The sequence below is a fragment of the Peribacillus sp. Aquil_B1 genome, assembly GCF_022603275.1.
Taxonomy (GTDB): Bacteria; Bacillota; Bacilli; order Bacillales; family DSM-1321; genus Peribacillus.
The window spans coordinates 2,106,024-2,121,936 of record NZ_JAKXEE010000001.1; the positions used below are offsets into that span (position 1 = coordinate 2,106,024).

Annotated in this window: 16 protein-coding genes; 6 read left to right on the top strand and 10 right to left on the bottom strand. The window is 39.5% G+C overall.

The window, feature by feature from the left end:
- Positions 1 to 12: 12 nt before the first annotated feature.
- The 6 genes from MPH60_RS10320 to MPH60_RS10345 all read right to left on the bottom strand — a co-directional run bounded on the left by MPH60_RS10320 (position 13) and on the right by MPH60_RS10345 (position 7,136).
- Entirely contained in the window at positions 13 to 429 is a 417-nt protein-coding gene (locus MPH60_RS10320; RefSeq protein WP_241594833.1) for a Zn-ribbon domain-containing OB-fold protein, read from the bottom strand.
- Between the two features lie 11 nt (positions 430 to 440).
- Complete coding sequence (locus MPH60_RS10325; RefSeq protein WP_241594834.1) at positions 441 to 1,604, bottom strand: thiolase C-terminal domain-containing protein; 1,164 nt, start codon at positions 1,602 to 1,604, stop codon at positions 441 to 443.
- A gap of 35 nt (positions 1,605 to 1,639) precedes the next feature.
- On the bottom strand, positions 1,640 to 2,056 hold the full coding sequence (locus MPH60_RS10330) for a MaoC/PaaZ C-terminal domain-containing protein (protein WP_241594835.1): 417 nt from the start codon (positions 2,054 to 2,056) through the stop codon (positions 1,640 to 1,642).
- Between the two features lie 53 nt (positions 2,057 to 2,109).
- Complete coding sequence (locus MPH60_RS10335; RefSeq protein WP_241594836.1) at positions 2,110 to 2,571, bottom strand: MaoC family dehydratase N-terminal domain-containing protein; 462 nt, start codon at positions 2,569 to 2,571, stop codon at positions 2,110 to 2,112.
- Between the two features lie 6 nt (positions 2,572 to 2,577).
- Positions 2,578 to 4,761 carry an acetate--CoA ligase family protein gene (locus MPH60_RS10340; protein ID WP_241594837.1) on the bottom strand — a complete coding sequence of 728 codons (2,184 nt, stop codon included), beginning with the start codon at positions 4,759 to 4,761 and terminating at the stop codon, positions 2,578 to 2,580.
- Between the two features lie 308 nt (positions 4,762 to 5,069).
- Entirely contained in the window at positions 5,070 to 7,136 is a 2,067-nt protein-coding gene (locus MPH60_RS10345) for a helix-turn-helix domain-containing protein (RefSeq protein ID WP_241615824.1), read from the bottom strand.
- Positions 7,137 to 7,617: 481 nt separating this feature from the next.
- On the opposite strand from MPH60_RS10345, the gene rocF reads away from it, so the two are divergent.
- A complete protein-coding gene (gene rocF / locus MPH60_RS10350) occupies positions 7,618 to 8,568 on the top strand; it encodes an arginase (protein WP_241588628.1) in 951 nt (316 codons plus the stop codon).
- 374 nt (positions 8,569 to 8,942) lie between these two features.
- A complete protein-coding gene (locus tag MPH60_RS10355) occupies positions 8,943 to 10,379 on the top strand; it encodes an amino acid permease (protein WP_241588629.1) in 1,437 nt (478 codons plus the stop codon).
- Positions 10,380 to 10,671: 292 nt separating this feature from the next.
- Here MPH60_RS10355 and MPH60_RS10360 read toward each other — a convergent pair whose 3' ends face one another.
- A complete protein-coding gene (locus MPH60_RS10360; RefSeq protein ID WP_157830982.1) occupies positions 10,672 to 10,950 on the bottom strand; it encodes a hypothetical protein in 279 nt (92 codons plus the stop codon).
- A gap of 343 nt (positions 10,951 to 11,293) precedes the next feature.
- Here MPH60_RS10360 and MPH60_RS10365 point away from each other — a divergent pair, with 343 nt between their 5' ends.
- Both MPH60_RS10365 and MPH60_RS10370 read left to right on the top strand, forming a co-directional pair.
- Positions 11,294 to 12,625, top strand: coding sequence for an oligosaccharide flippase family protein (locus tag MPH60_RS10365; protein WP_053534965.1), 1,332 nt, complete (start codon positions 11,294 to 11,296; stop codon positions 12,623 to 12,625).
- A 174-nt stretch (positions 12,626 to 12,799) separates the two neighbouring features.
- Complete coding sequence (locus MPH60_RS10370; protein ID WP_137016732.1) at positions 12,800 to 12,991, top strand: DUF3934 family protein; 192 nt, start codon at positions 12,800 to 12,802, stop codon at positions 12,989 to 12,991.
- 209 nt (positions 12,992 to 13,200) lie between these two features.
- Here the strand turns inward: MPH60_RS10370 and MPH60_RS10375 are convergent, their stop codons facing one another.
- A complete protein-coding gene (locus MPH60_RS10375) occupies positions 13,201 to 13,566 on the bottom strand; it encodes a DUF948 domain-containing protein (protein ID WP_241588630.1) in 366 nt (121 codons plus the stop codon).
- Between the two features lie 92 nt (positions 13,567 to 13,658).
- Entirely contained in the window at positions 13,659 to 14,048 is a 390-nt protein-coding gene (locus tag MPH60_RS10380) for a DUF948 domain-containing protein (RefSeq protein WP_137024467.1), read from the bottom strand.
- Positions 14,049 to 14,211: 163 nt separating this feature from the next.
- Between MPH60_RS10380 and MPH60_RS10385 the strand changes: the two genes are divergently transcribed.
- Positions 14,212 to 14,541 (top strand): four-helix bundle copper-binding protein, encoded by a 330-nt coding sequence (locus MPH60_RS10385; protein WP_241588631.1) that lies wholly within the window; start codon positions 14,212 to 14,214, stop codon positions 14,539 to 14,541.
- Between the two features lie 227 nt (positions 14,542 to 14,768).
- Positions 14,769 to 15,080, top strand: a complete 312-nt coding sequence (locus MPH60_RS10390) for a hypothetical protein (protein WP_241588632.1) — start codon at positions 14,769 to 14,771, stop codon at positions 15,078 to 15,080.
- A 102-nt stretch (positions 15,081 to 15,182) separates the two neighbouring features.
- On the opposite strand, the gene MPH60_RS10395 is transcribed toward MPH60_RS10390, so the two are convergent.
- The gene (locus MPH60_RS10395) at positions 15,183 to 15,854 is read right to left on the bottom strand and encodes a hypothetical protein (protein WP_241588633.1); all 672 of its coding nucleotides are present in this window, start codon (positions 15,852 to 15,854) and stop codon (positions 15,183 to 15,185) included.
- Between the last annotated feature and the right edge of the window lie 59 nt (positions 15,855 to 15,913).

Here is a 15,913-nt window from a genome sequence, read left to right on the forward strand (position 1 = left end):
CAAATTACACTTCTATGACTGAATCCACTGCGGCAGTGAACGTTCATCCGTAATTTCCTTCCAAATCATCTTTACAGGCATACCCACTTCAACATCTTCAGGTGAACAATGCAGAATATTTCCGATTAGCTTGACCTGGGGCAACATATCTAATTCGACTATGGCAATTACGAGCGGTAATTCATCCTGGAATCCAGGTAAAAAGGGCCGATAGGAAACGATATATGAATAGACTTTACCGTTAATATCGCTGCCTTGGCTTTCCCAGCTAAGTTCAGAACTGCCACATTTTGCACAGCTCGGACCGGGAGGGTGGGAGTATTGATGACAGCCATTGCATTTTTGAAGCATCAGTTCATGACGATCTGCTCCATCCCAATATGGACTATTATCCTGCGTTTTTAGCGGAATAGGTTTTTGGTATTCCATTTTGTCCCCTCCTAATTTCTTAAGATCATGGCACCGGCCATATCAGGTCCAGCCCAGCCAGTACAGATTCCAATTTCACAATTTTCAACTTGACGATCGGTTCCTTTGTATTCATGACGAACTTGACGGACGATTTCCAATACGTTATTCATTCCATGTGTATATCCTTCCGATAACATTCCTCCTGCGGTATTCGAAGGTAATTTCCCGCCGATCCGCAAATTTCCTTCGGCTACAAAGTCTCCGACCTCTCCACGCGGTGCAAATCCATAAGCCTCCAACTGCCGAAGTACAACCCAGCTATAACAGTCATATATGGATGCAACGTCAATATCTTCAGGTTTTACTCCAGCCATTTTATATACTTCAGGAGCGACATAGTCAGCAGCCACTTCGGTTAAATCATTCCAATAATGCGCATGGGACACACACTGCCTAGCAGATAAACCCATGATGTATACCGGTCTGGACTTGCATCCTTCAGCTCGTTCGGCTGAAGTGACAATGATTGCATTGGCTTCATCGGATTCCAGGCAGAAATCATGTTTTTTAAATGGATAGCTTAAATAGGGCGTTTGAAGATATTCCTCCATCGTTAGTGGTTTTCCATAAAAGTATGCTTTTGGATTCCTTTGAGCATGTTCGTAAAAAGCTAAACAGACATGCCCTAGATGTTCCTCTGTCAGCCCGGTTTCATGCATATGCCGCGTCGCAAAAAGTCCGAACCACTGAGCCGGACTTCCAGCACCGTAAGGAATGATGAAGCTTCCGCCTTCTATGGCTGTTTGAAGCATATTTACATCCCAACCGCCTCCGCCCATCCTTACGCCTGAGCGTCCATTCATGGAACGATAAATCAACACCGTATTCAATTGACCTGATTCGATTAATCCAACAGCGTCAGCTATCAGCATTTCGGTACTGCTTCCCCCGCCCAAAATATCCTTAACATATTTGGGACGGACCCCTAAATATGTTGCTAATTGATGAGATGTACAAGAATCGTTTTCCGAATAGCTCATGAACCCATCAATATCTTTCGCTTGAAGACCAGCATCATTCAATGCAGCTCGAGCGGCGTCCAACGCCAAATGTAACGGGGTTGTACCGGAATTCTTTGAACGCTCACTTTCCCCTACACCGACAATGGCATAGCGATTTTTCATGCTTTCCATAATAAACCCTCCTACTATTTGATAACTTGTTAACTTTACCGAATCTGTAAAACGACTTCACCTGAACCCACAATTTGCTCTGGTTCCTTTTCAGCAATAAGGTCCAGCCTTACAAAGCGTTGACCTCCTTCTTCATATAAACCTTTCACAAAAGCAGAACATGTGAGTCGATCTCCTGGTACGGTGACAGCACCAAATCTCATTTTAAAGTTTGCCGGTACAGCATGATCACCAGCCAGTTTCATTACATATTCACCAAGAAAGCCCATTACAAGCATTCCATGAGCAATCACACCCTGCATGCCAACCTCTTGTGCAAATGCATCATCTGTATGCAATGGATTGAAATCTCCTGAAGCACCGGCATATTTAACAAGTTGAACCTTGGTTACAGGTGGCTTGATGAAAGGTTCAAGTCTTTGCCCTTCATGTAAATCATCATATTTCAACATCCCTGATTCCTCCTGTTTGCAGTTTGCTAGCATTTGATATTGATACTTTAATGTCATGAACTATGAGCATGTTCACTCTTGATGGGCCGATAAATGATATTTGTTCGGCTTATGACCACCATTTCACCTGACTCATCTTTCATTTCTGTATCAAGTACCAAGAACTGCATCGTTCCTTTTCTTCCTTCCCGTTCGTATACATTTGATACTTTCATCTGACAATGCAATCTATCACCTGGCCTAATGGGGCGGGAATAAATAAACTCCTGTTCACCATGCAGCATTCTCCTTTGTTCCAGGCCCAGGTCAAGGCTTTCGCCGCTATCCTGACCAATGGCAATCGGGAAGGTTGGCGGTGCAATAATGCCGCCATATGAAGATTTCGAAGCAAATTCTTCATCCACATATAAGGGATTAAAATCTCCAATCGCCTCAGCAAATTGACGGATATGCCTCTTTTCGACTTCAAATATAAATTCAGCTCCCGTTAATCCTTTCAAATGATCGAGTTCCATTGCTCTCTACCCCCTAATAATGGTTTTATCATTCACTTTATTTTTTACAACAATCATGGCATCAGCTGCCTTGATACCGTTTTCATATACCAGCAATGGATTAATATCCAATTCGTCGATGGAATCTTTATAATCTGTAACTAGCGAGGAGACCTTTAATAACACATCAATGATGGCTTCGATATCAACTGGTGCTTTCCCGCGTGCTCCCGTTAAAATGTCCTTCCCCTTGATTTCTTCAATCATTTCAAGTGCATCTTGTCTTGACAGCGGAGCAATCCTAAACGAAATATCCTTGTAAACCTCAACAAATATTCCCCCTAGACCAAACATGATAACCGGTCCAAATACGGGATCATCACTTGCACCAACAATGATTTCCACTCCATCAGGTAACATCTCCTGAACGGAAACGCCGTTTATTGTAGCCTCAGGTTTATAAGTTAGTGCATTGTGCTTAATATTTGTGAAAGCTTTCCTGACCTCAAGTTCAGTCCTTACATTTAATCGAATCGCATCCGCTTCCGTCTTATGTGGGATATCCGGCGAATCGACCTTTAACACAACCGGATAACCGATACTGTTAGCGAATTGTACTGCATCGTTTTCATTTTTAGCTATAAAACGCTTTGTGGCAGCAATCCCGTATCGTTCCAAAACCAGACTGGCTTCTGATTCACTTAATGTAGCACCGGGCTTCAGCATGTCCTGTAAGCTTTGTTTCTCTATTTTCTTTGTACTATCAGAAACTTGAGATTCAAGATTTTTTCGATAATATTCACTGTATTCAACTAGTTTCGCCAGCCCTCTTATCGGATTAAGGTTTCCCGGAATGACTGGTATGCCATTTTTCACAAGCACAGCGGTAGCAGGCGGGAGTGTCATGCCATCTAATGGAAAAGTTGTAATGAATACAAATTTATCTGAGCAACTGCAAATTTCAATAAACTCTTGTAGCAAAGGGTGCTCGGCAGTCCAATTAAAAGGAAATTCCGTAAAAATGATGTTATCGACATCCGGATCTTCCACAAGTGCCCGCAATGGCGCAAGGAATAACTCAGGATTGGAAACAGAGGCGGCCGCTGTTAAATCCACAGGATTGGAAGCGCTTGCAAATGCAGGTATATTTCGTTTGATTTCTGTTGTTGTCTTTAAGCTGAGTGGGTTGATGGTAAGTCCATTTGATTCACAGCGATCCGCTTCATTTATCCCCCTCCCGCCAGAACTGGTGATGATAACCGTATTGCGTCCATTTGGAAGCTTCTTTGATAGGAATAGCTTTGAAAAAGAAATGATATCTTCATAATCGTCAGCCCTTACGATACCAGCTTGTTTAAAAAAGGCATCATACACTTTATCCGATCCCGCAAGTGATCCTGTATGAGAAGCTGCAGCTCTGCTTCCGGCCAAACTCCTCCCGGTTTTCATGACAATTATGGGTTTGTTTCTATCCAATGCCTCTTTTGCCAGGCTTCGTAATTTTTCCGGATTTTTTGCACCTTCCAAGTAGCCGCTTATCACACTTGTTTTTGAATCATGGATCATATATTCAATTACATCCGAGAATTCAGTTTCCATTTCATTTCCTACACTCACGAAGTAATTGAAGCTCAATCCATTCTGAGCTGCTGCCATATAGGTCAAAACACCAAATGCACCGCTTTGGGAGACATATCCTACGCCTCTTTGGTCATTTAATGGCACTGATTGAATGGCAGGGGAAAAAGTGCCAATCAAACCATTCGACAAATTCACTAATCCAACACAGTTGGGGCCCACTATCCGTATTCCATTCTTTCTTGCAATATCTGTTAGCAATTCCTGTTGCTTAATGCCTTCTTTTCCTGTTTCCGAAAAACCGGCAGCGAAAATGATGGCTGCTTTCACTTTCTTTTGAGCACATTCCTCTAAACCTTGCTGCACTTGATCCGCCCCAAGACAAAAAATGGCTAAATCAATTTCATGCGGAACATCGGACAAAGATTCATAGCACTTTATCCCTTCAATCTCTTTTGCTTTGCGATTGATCGGGTAAATCTCTCCCTTAAAATGTCCCTCCAATAGAGCTTTGACCTGTAAATTCCCGATTTTGTATTCACTCTTGGAGGCACCTAAGATTGCAATGGATCTTGGATTGAATAACGGCTCAAGAGTTTCATGGGAATGGTTAGAATGTTGATTGTCTATCATGAATCTTCCCCCCTACATAAAAAAGATATCTTTGAACTAATCTTACATGGAGGGCGTTAATATCCTGAAAAATCATAGTTTGTTAAATTCATTTAAAACATTAGGCAGTTAATTATTTTAAAAGGACGACAATTCACCTATGCAGCAGGGTCAAAAAAATAGAATGAAAAATATGTGTTCTGGATGACCCCGACTTCTTACATTGATAGCCCCGACATTGGAACAAGATAAACGCCAATGCTTTTTATGTATAAGGCAACACAAACAACCCTCTTCCTAATAAAGGAATAGGGTTAATTTGTTCATGATCAATTAATATGCTCCTGTTTTTCCAGCCATTTCTTCAATTTCGTTTGAATTTTAGAGGATGGAATTTTCATCCCTCTTTCAATGTTACTGACATATGGGGCCGATATCTCCAGCTCTTCTGCTAATTGATATAAGGAGAGGTTGAGTCTTTTTCTTGTGATTCTTATTTGCTCACCAATATGATTGCTGCTCTTCAGGTTAGCCGATTCTTGTTTTGCAAGACGATTGCCAGTGTGAGATTTTTGTTTTTTTTCAATGGAGCGATATTGCTCCTTTATGATATCAGGCGGTTCTATCAATATCATTGAATTCAGCCAAATACTGGCCCACCCTTTATAATCGGCTATGGATTCATCCCACTTTTCATAATGCCATGATGCAATTACGCCATCTTCTCGCAGAACATCCAAAGCTTTCTCGAAACGTTCCCTAGTACGGGATGGTGTTCGGTCATTTAATTTTTCACCGATCGATTCCAATAGGGTACTCGTTTTATTCGGCTGTAAAAAGTCTCCTTTTCTTGCTTGGGTCCTCCAACGCCAGCTTAAATATCTTGTAAGCCGTTTTTCCCGAAGTTGCCTATACGGATTATATTGAAGTGCTTTTATTGAAAGTAAAGCAACTTGTCTAGCAGAACCATTAAGATATTTGGCGAAAACCTTGTCGATCGTGAACGTTATTTTTTTCCTGGATGCTTCTTCTGATATATCATATTCCACTCCATTACGATCTTTAAAGATAAACGTCCTCCCTTGTAGCTTTGTCTGAACAGGCTTACCTTTTTCATAGATGGTGGCTTTGTTAATGTTAATCCATATGCTTTGTATATTTGTAAGCGATTTCAAAATTTGAGCACGCTGTTTGGCCTCGTAACCACCCCGACGCCCAAACCCGCCAAGTTTTGGCTTTAATCCTCGAATTGAAAGGAGGTCATTTAAATAAATTTCCACTGTTTCCTCATTATGAGCAGCCTTTGACAGGAAAAGGCTGCAAAGAGCATCAAAAACATCTACATCCACATCAGATAAAGAGTGGACTCGGTTCCAAGCTTCTTTCACATTCGTCTGCCCATAGGTTATATGATCGTTACCAAAAGGGATTATTTGTATGGAGCCTTCTGTATTCCCCTTTAATATTGGGGTTGCAGGCCAAGGAATGTTTCCAATGATTTCGAATTTTTTTTTATAAATTGCATCTCTAACCGACTGATATGGAGCACTATTCATAACAAGCAAATGATCTTGGACGGTAAAGTTGAAAGCAAAATCCCTCATTGTGGATAATAATAAATCTGATGTTTGAAAATCCCTCTTAAAACATAGCAGGTTTTCTATCTTTTCGATCGTATTGTTTCCGATATTAAATTCAATCATGATTTTATCGATCCACTCATTAATATATTGATTAACAATATCTGTTACTTTCGATAAAAATCCAGTGTTTTCAGTAAAATGTTTTGTGAGATGATCGTAAAATAACTTATTTAATGCTTGATCATCAAGTCTTTCCATTTCATTAACGCCTATTGATAAGGCTATTTCTTCAAGGACCCATTCTTTTACTAGCAGTCTAAACCAGCTGTAAAATTCCTCCCAAACCGATCTCTCAGCCAAAAAAGTTTCATTTTTTAATTTATTTTCCATTTGGTAGATTGAATCTTCCATTAAATGTTTATCTTTTAAAACAGCATGATTTTTTGTGGAAACCCTTTCATATTCACTTAATAGATAGAATACGACATGTTGGGCAATATGTGACAATGTTTCGTTTCTCGCCGTTAGCCTCAGCTTGGCAAATAGCTCTTCATTTTCTTTATATGCTTGTTCCCAAATGACGAAACTTTTATTGTTCAATCCATCTTTAAAGGTTAAAAATCCCTTCGAATTTTTTAATTTGTGTGTTTTGAATTTATTTTTGAAATCATGATATTGATTGTTTTGTTCATATATGCAGAGAACCAAAAAATTATTAATCTTGCTTGACCAGCGGTTAGATAAATACTTAAGGCTCTCATTTTTTTGGTTCGTTTCCATTTTTCCACTCTGTCTATCATTGCTATTCAACATGAATACCTCCTAGTTCAAACTGCGTCTAAATACAAAGTACTCAGTGTGTTTAGATGAAAAAAGTCGTGATATTGTAAATGCAACGAAATATTTTTAGTTTTTTTTTATATATTCCATATAAAAATGAAAAATCCTTCCATACATTATAGGTGTTACGGCCCCATTTCCTGAATAAATGTATCTAGTAAATTATATTCAGTATCTTCTGAATCATCCTTGGCGAAAGATTTTGATTGGCAGCGCTACCACTTCCATTCCTGGAATAAAAATCACAACAATTGCAGTTTTTACAAGGAATCATCCATTGTCACTAATACCCCTTAAGGTAATATATTATGTTCATAAAAAATCAATAATAGGAATTTTAACCCAGGACTTTTACCCTTTTCTCAATCGTATAAATATTCAAAAAAATGTCGAGTTGAGTCATCACTCCTTTTACCCTTATACTAGGGAAGAAAAATCGAAGGAGGAATTACATATGAAGAAGCAAATTTCAATTATTGGTGTGCCAATGGATCTTGGTCAAACTAGAAGAGGAGTAGATATGGGGCCTAGTGCCATTAGATATGCAGGGTTGAGTGAAAGACTTGAAAACATTGGCTATACTGTCCGTGATGAAGGTGATATTAAAGTAGAAATACAGGAAAGAGCACAAAGTGATAGCGACACAAATTTAAAGAATCTGCAGGACGTAGCAGAAGGTAATGAAAAATTGAGTCAAAAAGTGGATGAAGTCATCCAAGCAAATCGTTTTCCTTTAGTTTTAGGTGGAGATCACAGCATTGCTATCGGGACATTAGCCGGTCTAGCGAAGCATACTGAAAACTTAGGGGTAATATGGTATGATGCACATGGAGATTTAAATACTGCCGAAACATCCCCATCAGGAAACATACATGGTATGTCCCTAGCAGTAAGTTTGGGTCTTGGCCACCCTGCACTGACTAAAATTGGCGGATATTCTCCAAAAGTCAAACCAGAGAACATTGTCATCATTGGTGCCCGTTCTTTAGACCAAGGTGAAAAAGAATTAATCAGGGAAAAAGGAATTAAAGTCTATACGATGCATGAGATTGATAGAATGGGTATGACAAAAGTGATGGAAGAATCGATTGCCTACCTGAAAGAACGTACGGACCTTGTCCATTTATCACTTGATCTTGATGGTCTTGATCCAGATGATGCACCAGGGGTCGGAACGCCTGTAATGGGAGGCATTAGTTACCGCGAAAGCCATCTTGCCATGGAGATGCTAGCTGAAGCTAATATCATTACATCAGCAGAGTTTGTTGAGATAAACCCAATATTGGACGAGCATAATAAAACGGCTGAAGTTGCTGTCGCATTAATGGGCTCATTGCTTGGGGAAAAATTACTATATGGAGCGGAAGATCATATCACTCCTGATTTATTGGCTCATGTTAAATAATCGGACTCTATGATTTTGATAGAAATATAGAGAGTTCGTTAAAGTGATGCTCCATCGGGAAAAGCCCATACTTCTTTTATGAGCTTCTTCCCGTTGGCGGATGATCGACATGAATCAATTTACATCCCTAGTTTCCTGACGCTTTGCTTCTCTTTCTTTCTTTATTAAGCGGCGCATTCGAAATTAATTCTGCATAGGTACCTATGTTCATTGACTCATGCTTCTTTAATGCAGAAGTAATCTCTTTTCGGAGGGAATTCGACATCATCTAAGAATCAGAATCAAAGCTATTAGACTTGTAAAAACACAAATTCCCGAATAACGTCCCAACATAAATGAAACCGTTTGCACCCATCAGGTAAAGGAGTTTTTCAATGAAAACAGCAGAAAATCAACCAAATGAATTAAAACGGAGCATGAAAGCAAGACATTTATTTATGATTTCAATAGGGGGATGTATTGGTACGGGCTTTTTCATTGGTTCAGGCTATACCATTCATGAAGCAGGAGCCTTTGGTGCTATCCTCTCTTACATAGTCGGCGGCTTCATCATGTATTTAACCATGCTTTGCCTAGGTGAACTATCCGTTGCCATGCCTGTTTCCGGTTCGTTTCAGACATATGCGACTAAGTTCATCGGTCCTGGAACCGGATTTGCCATCGGATGGCTATACTGGTTAGGTTGGGCCGTTACCGTAGCCTTAGAGTTTCTGGCAGCAGGACAGCTAATGCAAAGATGGTTTCCTGAATCACCCGTTTGGATGTGGTGTGCAATCTTTGCTTTTCTCATCTTTTCACTAAACGCCTTATCAGCAAAGGCATTTGGCGAATCGGAGTTTGTTTTTTCCAGCATAAAAGTATTGGCCATCATTCTTTTCATCATCGTTGGCGGTGCTGCTATGTTTGGTATGATTGATATGAAAGGTGGACAAGAAGCTCCATTTTTCTCAAACTTTTTCGCTGAGGGTCTTTTCCCCAATGGGATATCGGCCCTGCTAATCACAATGATTACAGTGAACTTTTCCTTCCAGGGCACTGAATTAATCGGAATAGCCGCTGGAGAAAGTGAAAACCCGGAAAAGGTCATACCAAAATCCATCAAACAAACCGTTTGGAGAACCCTTTTCTTCTTTGTTCTTTCTGTCACTGTACTTTCGGCGCTGATCCCAAGGGAAAAAGCCGGTATCTCAGAAAGTCCATTCGTTGTTGTTCTTGATAGTGTCGGAGTTCCGTATGCAGCTGACATCATGAACTTCATCATTCTTACAGCACTATTGTCAGTGGCGAACTCGGGACTTTATGCTGCGACACGTATGCTCTACTCGCTTTCAAGGGAAGGGATGGCAAGTCCGAAGCTCGGTTTGGTGAATAAGAGAGGGATTCCGCTCAATGCCCTGCTCATCACCCTGGCGATTGCCGGTTTGTCTTTACTTTCAAGTGTAGTAGCTGCAGACACAATATTTGTCTTTCTTCTCTCCCTTGCAGGTTTAGGTGCACAAATTGGCTGGATTGCCATTTCGGCTAGTCTTCTTGCATTTAGAAGATCCTATACCCGCCAAGGCGGAAAGATAGAAGATCTGAAATTTAAAGTTCCGCTATACCCATTCATCCCCATACTTGCATTAATAACAAACTGCATCGTCATGATCAGTTTAGCATTTGTTCCTGAGCAGCGAATGGCCCTTTATTGCGGGGGAGCATTCTTCATTGGATGTTATGCGGTTTATCACTTTAGAGTGAAGAAAATCAAGAAAATTGAAACTCCCAAGCAGGAAGTTGAATTAAATGCCGGTAAAAAAATGGTCATTTGATCCAGAATTCCGCGGAGTAGAGTAAATGGTGAAAAGCGATCTTTACCTCTTGATGGCTTTTCAAAGAAGAAATACCCTGGATGTTATTACACCCAGGGTATTTCTTTTATTTAATCACCATTTCCTGAATAGCTAGCCCAGTGTATACCGCAGTAAGAACTCTTCCGTTTTCCTTCCAGCTTTTTTAGTTTTCCAAACTATACCCTGTCTTTAATATTACGCATATAATAGGAAGTTAAATTTCCAGCTCCATCCAGGCAATAAAAACAAATATCAAAACAAAAAAATCATCTTAATCGATGATTTTATATTGTGCAAACTCCTTTAATTTAGGCAGGATTGGCTCTAAAATTTCCTTGGCTATGTAATCGGTATCCAATCCAATGAAGCGTTCACTTTCCATGTCGACCGATCTCGCATTTTCCGGGTCATCACAAAAAATAAACGATATGATTCCGTTCTCTTCCGTCATATCTACATATTTAAATGTAATGTCATGTTTCGTAAGACAACTTTCAAACGCAATGCACAATTCATCTATATTTGATTGACTAATAGATGTGAATTTCATATTGATCATCCCCTCTGCTAAAGGATAGCAAAATATAGCAAGAATTTCAAAGCGAATTTCATGTCCCATTCTCATGTTCATGATACATCTGACACTTTTGAAAAGGAATTTTTGATGAAAATTGTATGGGTAAGTATTTTCCCATTAGAAATGAGTGCAACAAATCGATTTCATCCCATTTCCCACCTTTACCCTGATTTAATTTTTTATCTTTCAACAGCGATTAATAAGGATTGCCCTAGGCATAACCGCATTTTGTATCGCCGGGATATGCAGTTCCTCATGAATATTCCATGGCATGTCTCATATCTTTATACAAACACCTTGTTAGGAGTGGACCAACATGAAGTCTTTTTATAAAGGAACGCTCATTTTGATTGTCGCAGCGTTTTTTGGTGAATGTATCGAATTTTTAGTGAACATGCTCCTAGCCAGGGAATTACACGAAGAGGGCATGGGGCTTTATATGTCCATATTGCCAATTTTCTTTTTGATATATGTGATCGCTAGCCTCGAATTACATATTTCCATTTCAAAATTCGTTGCGGAAAATAAACAGGCAATGCATTATAATCTTATCATTCATGCACTTAAAATGGCTGCAGTCGTCGTATTGGTCATGTGTGTAGTCATGCCTTTCATACTTTCCTTTTCATCCATAATGGACAAATACCATCCCTATATTAAATGGCTGCTCATCACTTTGATCCCAATAGTTGCCTTTTCGTCGATTGCAAGAGGCTATTTCATGGGTGTCCAGCAAATGGGCAAAATTGCCTTTTCCAACTTTTTAAAGGATATCATTCAATTCGGCTTGCTTTTCCTCATCTTTAATTTATTTCATTTTAACCAGGAAAAGTCATTGTTGATGGCCTTTTTTGTTTTGATTGGCAGTGAGTTCCTCGTTTTTCTATACTTGATCAACCTTTTGATTCTTCAAATGCGAATCATGAGGCGCGGTACAAACTCGCGAACAACCGGTAAACATGCCCGGCAAAAGTTATTGGCGGTTTCGCTGCCCACCATGGGGTTGAGGATCTTTCATGCGATAACAAATGCGATCCAACCTTTTTTGATCCACACTGCCCTTCTCTCGGCAGGATTTGGTGCGGTAGTGGCTACAGAGCATTTTGGGATGCTCACTGGAGTAGCGATGACGATCGGCTTCTTCCCAGCCTTTATCGCTCATTCCTTAATGATCATGCTCATTCCGAATGTTTCGAATGCTTACAAGAGGCAGGATAAGGAAAAATTGAGGGTTTTATTGCAAAAATCGATGTCTTTCACCGTACTGTATGGAGTTCCGGCTGTGATCTTCATATATTTCTTTGCGGAACCTTTGACCTCCCTCTTTTTTTCTTCGACATCTGCCGCATACTATTTAAAATTATTATGTCCTTATTTCCTTTTTCATTTTTTTGTGATTCCCATGCAAGCCTATCTCATCGGCCTTGGTTTAGTGAAGGATGCATTCATCCATACCGTATGGTCCCATATTGTTGCGTTTTTAATGATGTATATCCTAGGGTCCCAGGCTTCTCTTAATATGGGAGGAATCATATTAGGAATGAATACAGGTGCTGTATTATTAACTTTCATGCACTACTTGACCATTTGCAAAAAAATCGGCATTAGCATCTTACTGACGAAATCAAGATCGATATCGATAAAGTGAGGCAAAAACCAAAGCAAAATCTCTTGCTGTTATTGGTATATAAAGATTCAGTATAAAAAAAATTGAGCCTTTCCCTGTACATATCTCCTTCATTACTGTATATTTCAACATACTTGGGTAATAATCAAGTAAAATGGTTTAAACTAACCATACAATAGGTAATGGAGTGATTTCATGAGTAAAGCTAAGGCTAAGAGCGGAACGGGTAAAGGTACCGGCACAGGAACTGGCAAGAAGGGCTGGAATCGTTGGAAAACAAGTGCCAATAAGAAAAAAAGCGCCAAACCATATGTAAGTAAAGGCGTCAAACATTCCAATGACTCAAAAGCATCCGGTCATGCTGCTGGTGACAAGACAGATAAATAAGTGCTTGTCCTAAAACCCATAAAAAATTTTATGATCGTTCCATATTCTCATACAGGGTGTTAAGAGATCTGTATGAGATAAATGGGTGTTATAGATATAAACCACGCGCGATATCCATATGAAGCTTAAGAAGTACGGCTTATATACATACCATCAAAAAAGACACTCCAATTCCCGGTAGTGTCTTTCGCTTTTTTAATATTTTCTTTTTATCTAAATTGGCTTTTGGGTTTGATTGCATTGATTTTTTTCGGGGAAAACTCTGTACGGAAACCGTTAGTGGCTTTTTTAACAGAGTCTGTAACTGAATGTATCGCTTCACCAACATCTTGGGCAGAATCCAATAATGGTTCAACCGTTTTCATTTTAGCTTTTACATCATCGGTGATTTCATTTGCAGTTTGCAAAAGTTGTTTCGATTCGCCGGATAGATCGTGGATGGCATTTCTCACTTCAACCAATGTTCGATTGGCTTCTCCTATCGTGACCATTCCCTTTTGAAGGGTACTGATTAAAAATACGACCAACCAAATGAAGGCTAAAGCGATCGCAGCCACACTATATTGAATTATCAAGATAAAGCTCCCCCTCTAAATTAAATAGTAGAAACGATTACTTCAAATAGGTTAGTGAATCCCGGGGTGCCTGTTTCTAATGTTGAATGGTACTATTTGATTTTGATTTGAACCCCTTCAGCTTCAGTTCGAATCAAAGGAGCTGTCGGAGCGGATAATTCCTTGTGGCGGCCTTCCAAACTGGCTTCCTTCATGGAATTGGTTACATTATGAATCATTTCCCCAACATCTTGAGCGGATTCTAGCAATGGATCGACATTTTCCATCTTCCCTTTTACATCCGCTGTAATTTGATTGGCAGAGTGGATCAATTGTTTGGACTCTTGCGTCAATCCATGTACTGCATTCCTTACCTCTTCCAGTGTCTTATTTGTTTCTTCAAGCGTTCCCATTCCTTTACGCAGCGTTTGGTTGACATTATATATCAAATACACGACGGCTCCGGAGACACTGGCAACACTTAATTTAATAAACATTTTCATATATCCACTCCCTTCATTTAAATTTATGCACTGTCCCTTCCAATCATTCCCTAAAGTACATCACTTGTCCGGTCAGTTTTAATGAACCTTTTTCCTAGAAGTTTAATGGGCAGTTTAAAGGATAATAGTAAGGGAGAGACCATATTTAGGAGGAGATTTATCCATGTCAAAAGATAATTATTCATCTGTTATCCAAACTTTAAATGATTGTATGAACGCGTGTAATCATTGCTACGACGCCTGCTTAAAAGAAGATCATGTAAGCATGATGGTGGAATGCATTCGCTTGGATCGGGAATGTGCGGATATTTGCTCTTATTTAGAACAGGCGATAGCAAGAGGAACAGCGTTTATTTCAGAGTTGGCTGAAGTTTGTGCCAAGATTTGTGAAAGCTGCGGAAACGAATGTAAAAAGCACGATCATGAACATTGTCAAAAATGTGCGGAGGCATGCTTGAGATGCGCAGATGAATGCAGAAAATTAGCCGCTTGATGTATGGAATAGCATAAGCTATTCCTTTTATTATGCACCCCTCTTACCTACCCATTATTTTATTAAACCTATTAAAGGATGATGATAAATTATGTATATTCTAGCGAGGTATATGTTAAAATTTTTAATGACAATAAATATTCTAAAAGATGAAATTTTTAAATATCAAAAACAGATATTGAAACCCCTTCTTTTAGGCACACTAGTATTAAAAACAGGAGGATATTATGACACCTCGGAATGTTCCTGCTAAAGATGATGTAGAAGTGAAAGATACCCCGGATTCACCCGCTACGGAAAGTGAAACAGCTAAACTCAATCGATTATTAGGTGCGGTCATGCGATATTTATCTGATGATGAGCAAGAAGAAATTGATATAGAGTATCTTCTCGAGAACACCGAAGGGCTGCGGGATTGGTGGAGCGAATATAGAGAGCTTGATCGAAAACGGGTCGAAGAAGAAATAAAAAATTCCCTGACTGATCTATCCCTTGAAGAACTTGAAAACATCCGTGAACAAATCCGCACAAAGGAATAATAAAAAAATCCCTGCATTGGGATTTAACCTGCAGGGATTTTTTCTTTCCTAATATACAAACACATATTTTTGAATATACGTTCATGCGGCACCAGAAATCCTTTATTCAACACTCAATGACCTTAGTTCCAGTCGATCGATCATGTAATCCACTAATGCTTGCAATGGATTTAAAACTGTCTTTCCTGTCTCAAGCTCATAACTCATAGCTGCTTCGACCATTGATAGTTGAGCCACCGACAGCGGTCTTTCTTCGTTATTAAACTGGTATAGGAAGTTCATGATTTCCTGGTTATATTTCTCTTCAAACCCCTGCATAATCAATTCAAAGGCATTATCGATAATGATAACATCAAAATCCACAGCTCTATGTTTTTCAGCATGGGCATTTAAGCGGTTGATTGTTCCTTCTACAGTTGCTGGGTTCGTGAATAAAATCATTTGCGGTTGCTGCGATTGGCAAATTTGCTCAAAATATGGTTCATCGATTTTAATGATCGGCTTGGGTAAGGATGGTTGTTCTTCGTTTAAAAAGGCGATGTAGTTTGTACAGGTTATCAGAATGGCATCCACTTTACATTCGGCCATCCATTCGACTTGTTCTTTTACCCTTTTTTGAGCATCCGAATTGTTAAAAGTTTCATCCGATGACACCCGATGCATCAATCCCGGATCTACAAAATGAAGCCATTCAATATCGTATTTCGAGAATGCATTTTCTATGTATTTTATATTTGTATAGTGTGCATGCAAACAGCCTATCCTTTTTTTCATAAATCTCCTGCTTTCATCCGTTGGTATTCTGATTATTCTAACACAAAAAGCGGCGGTAC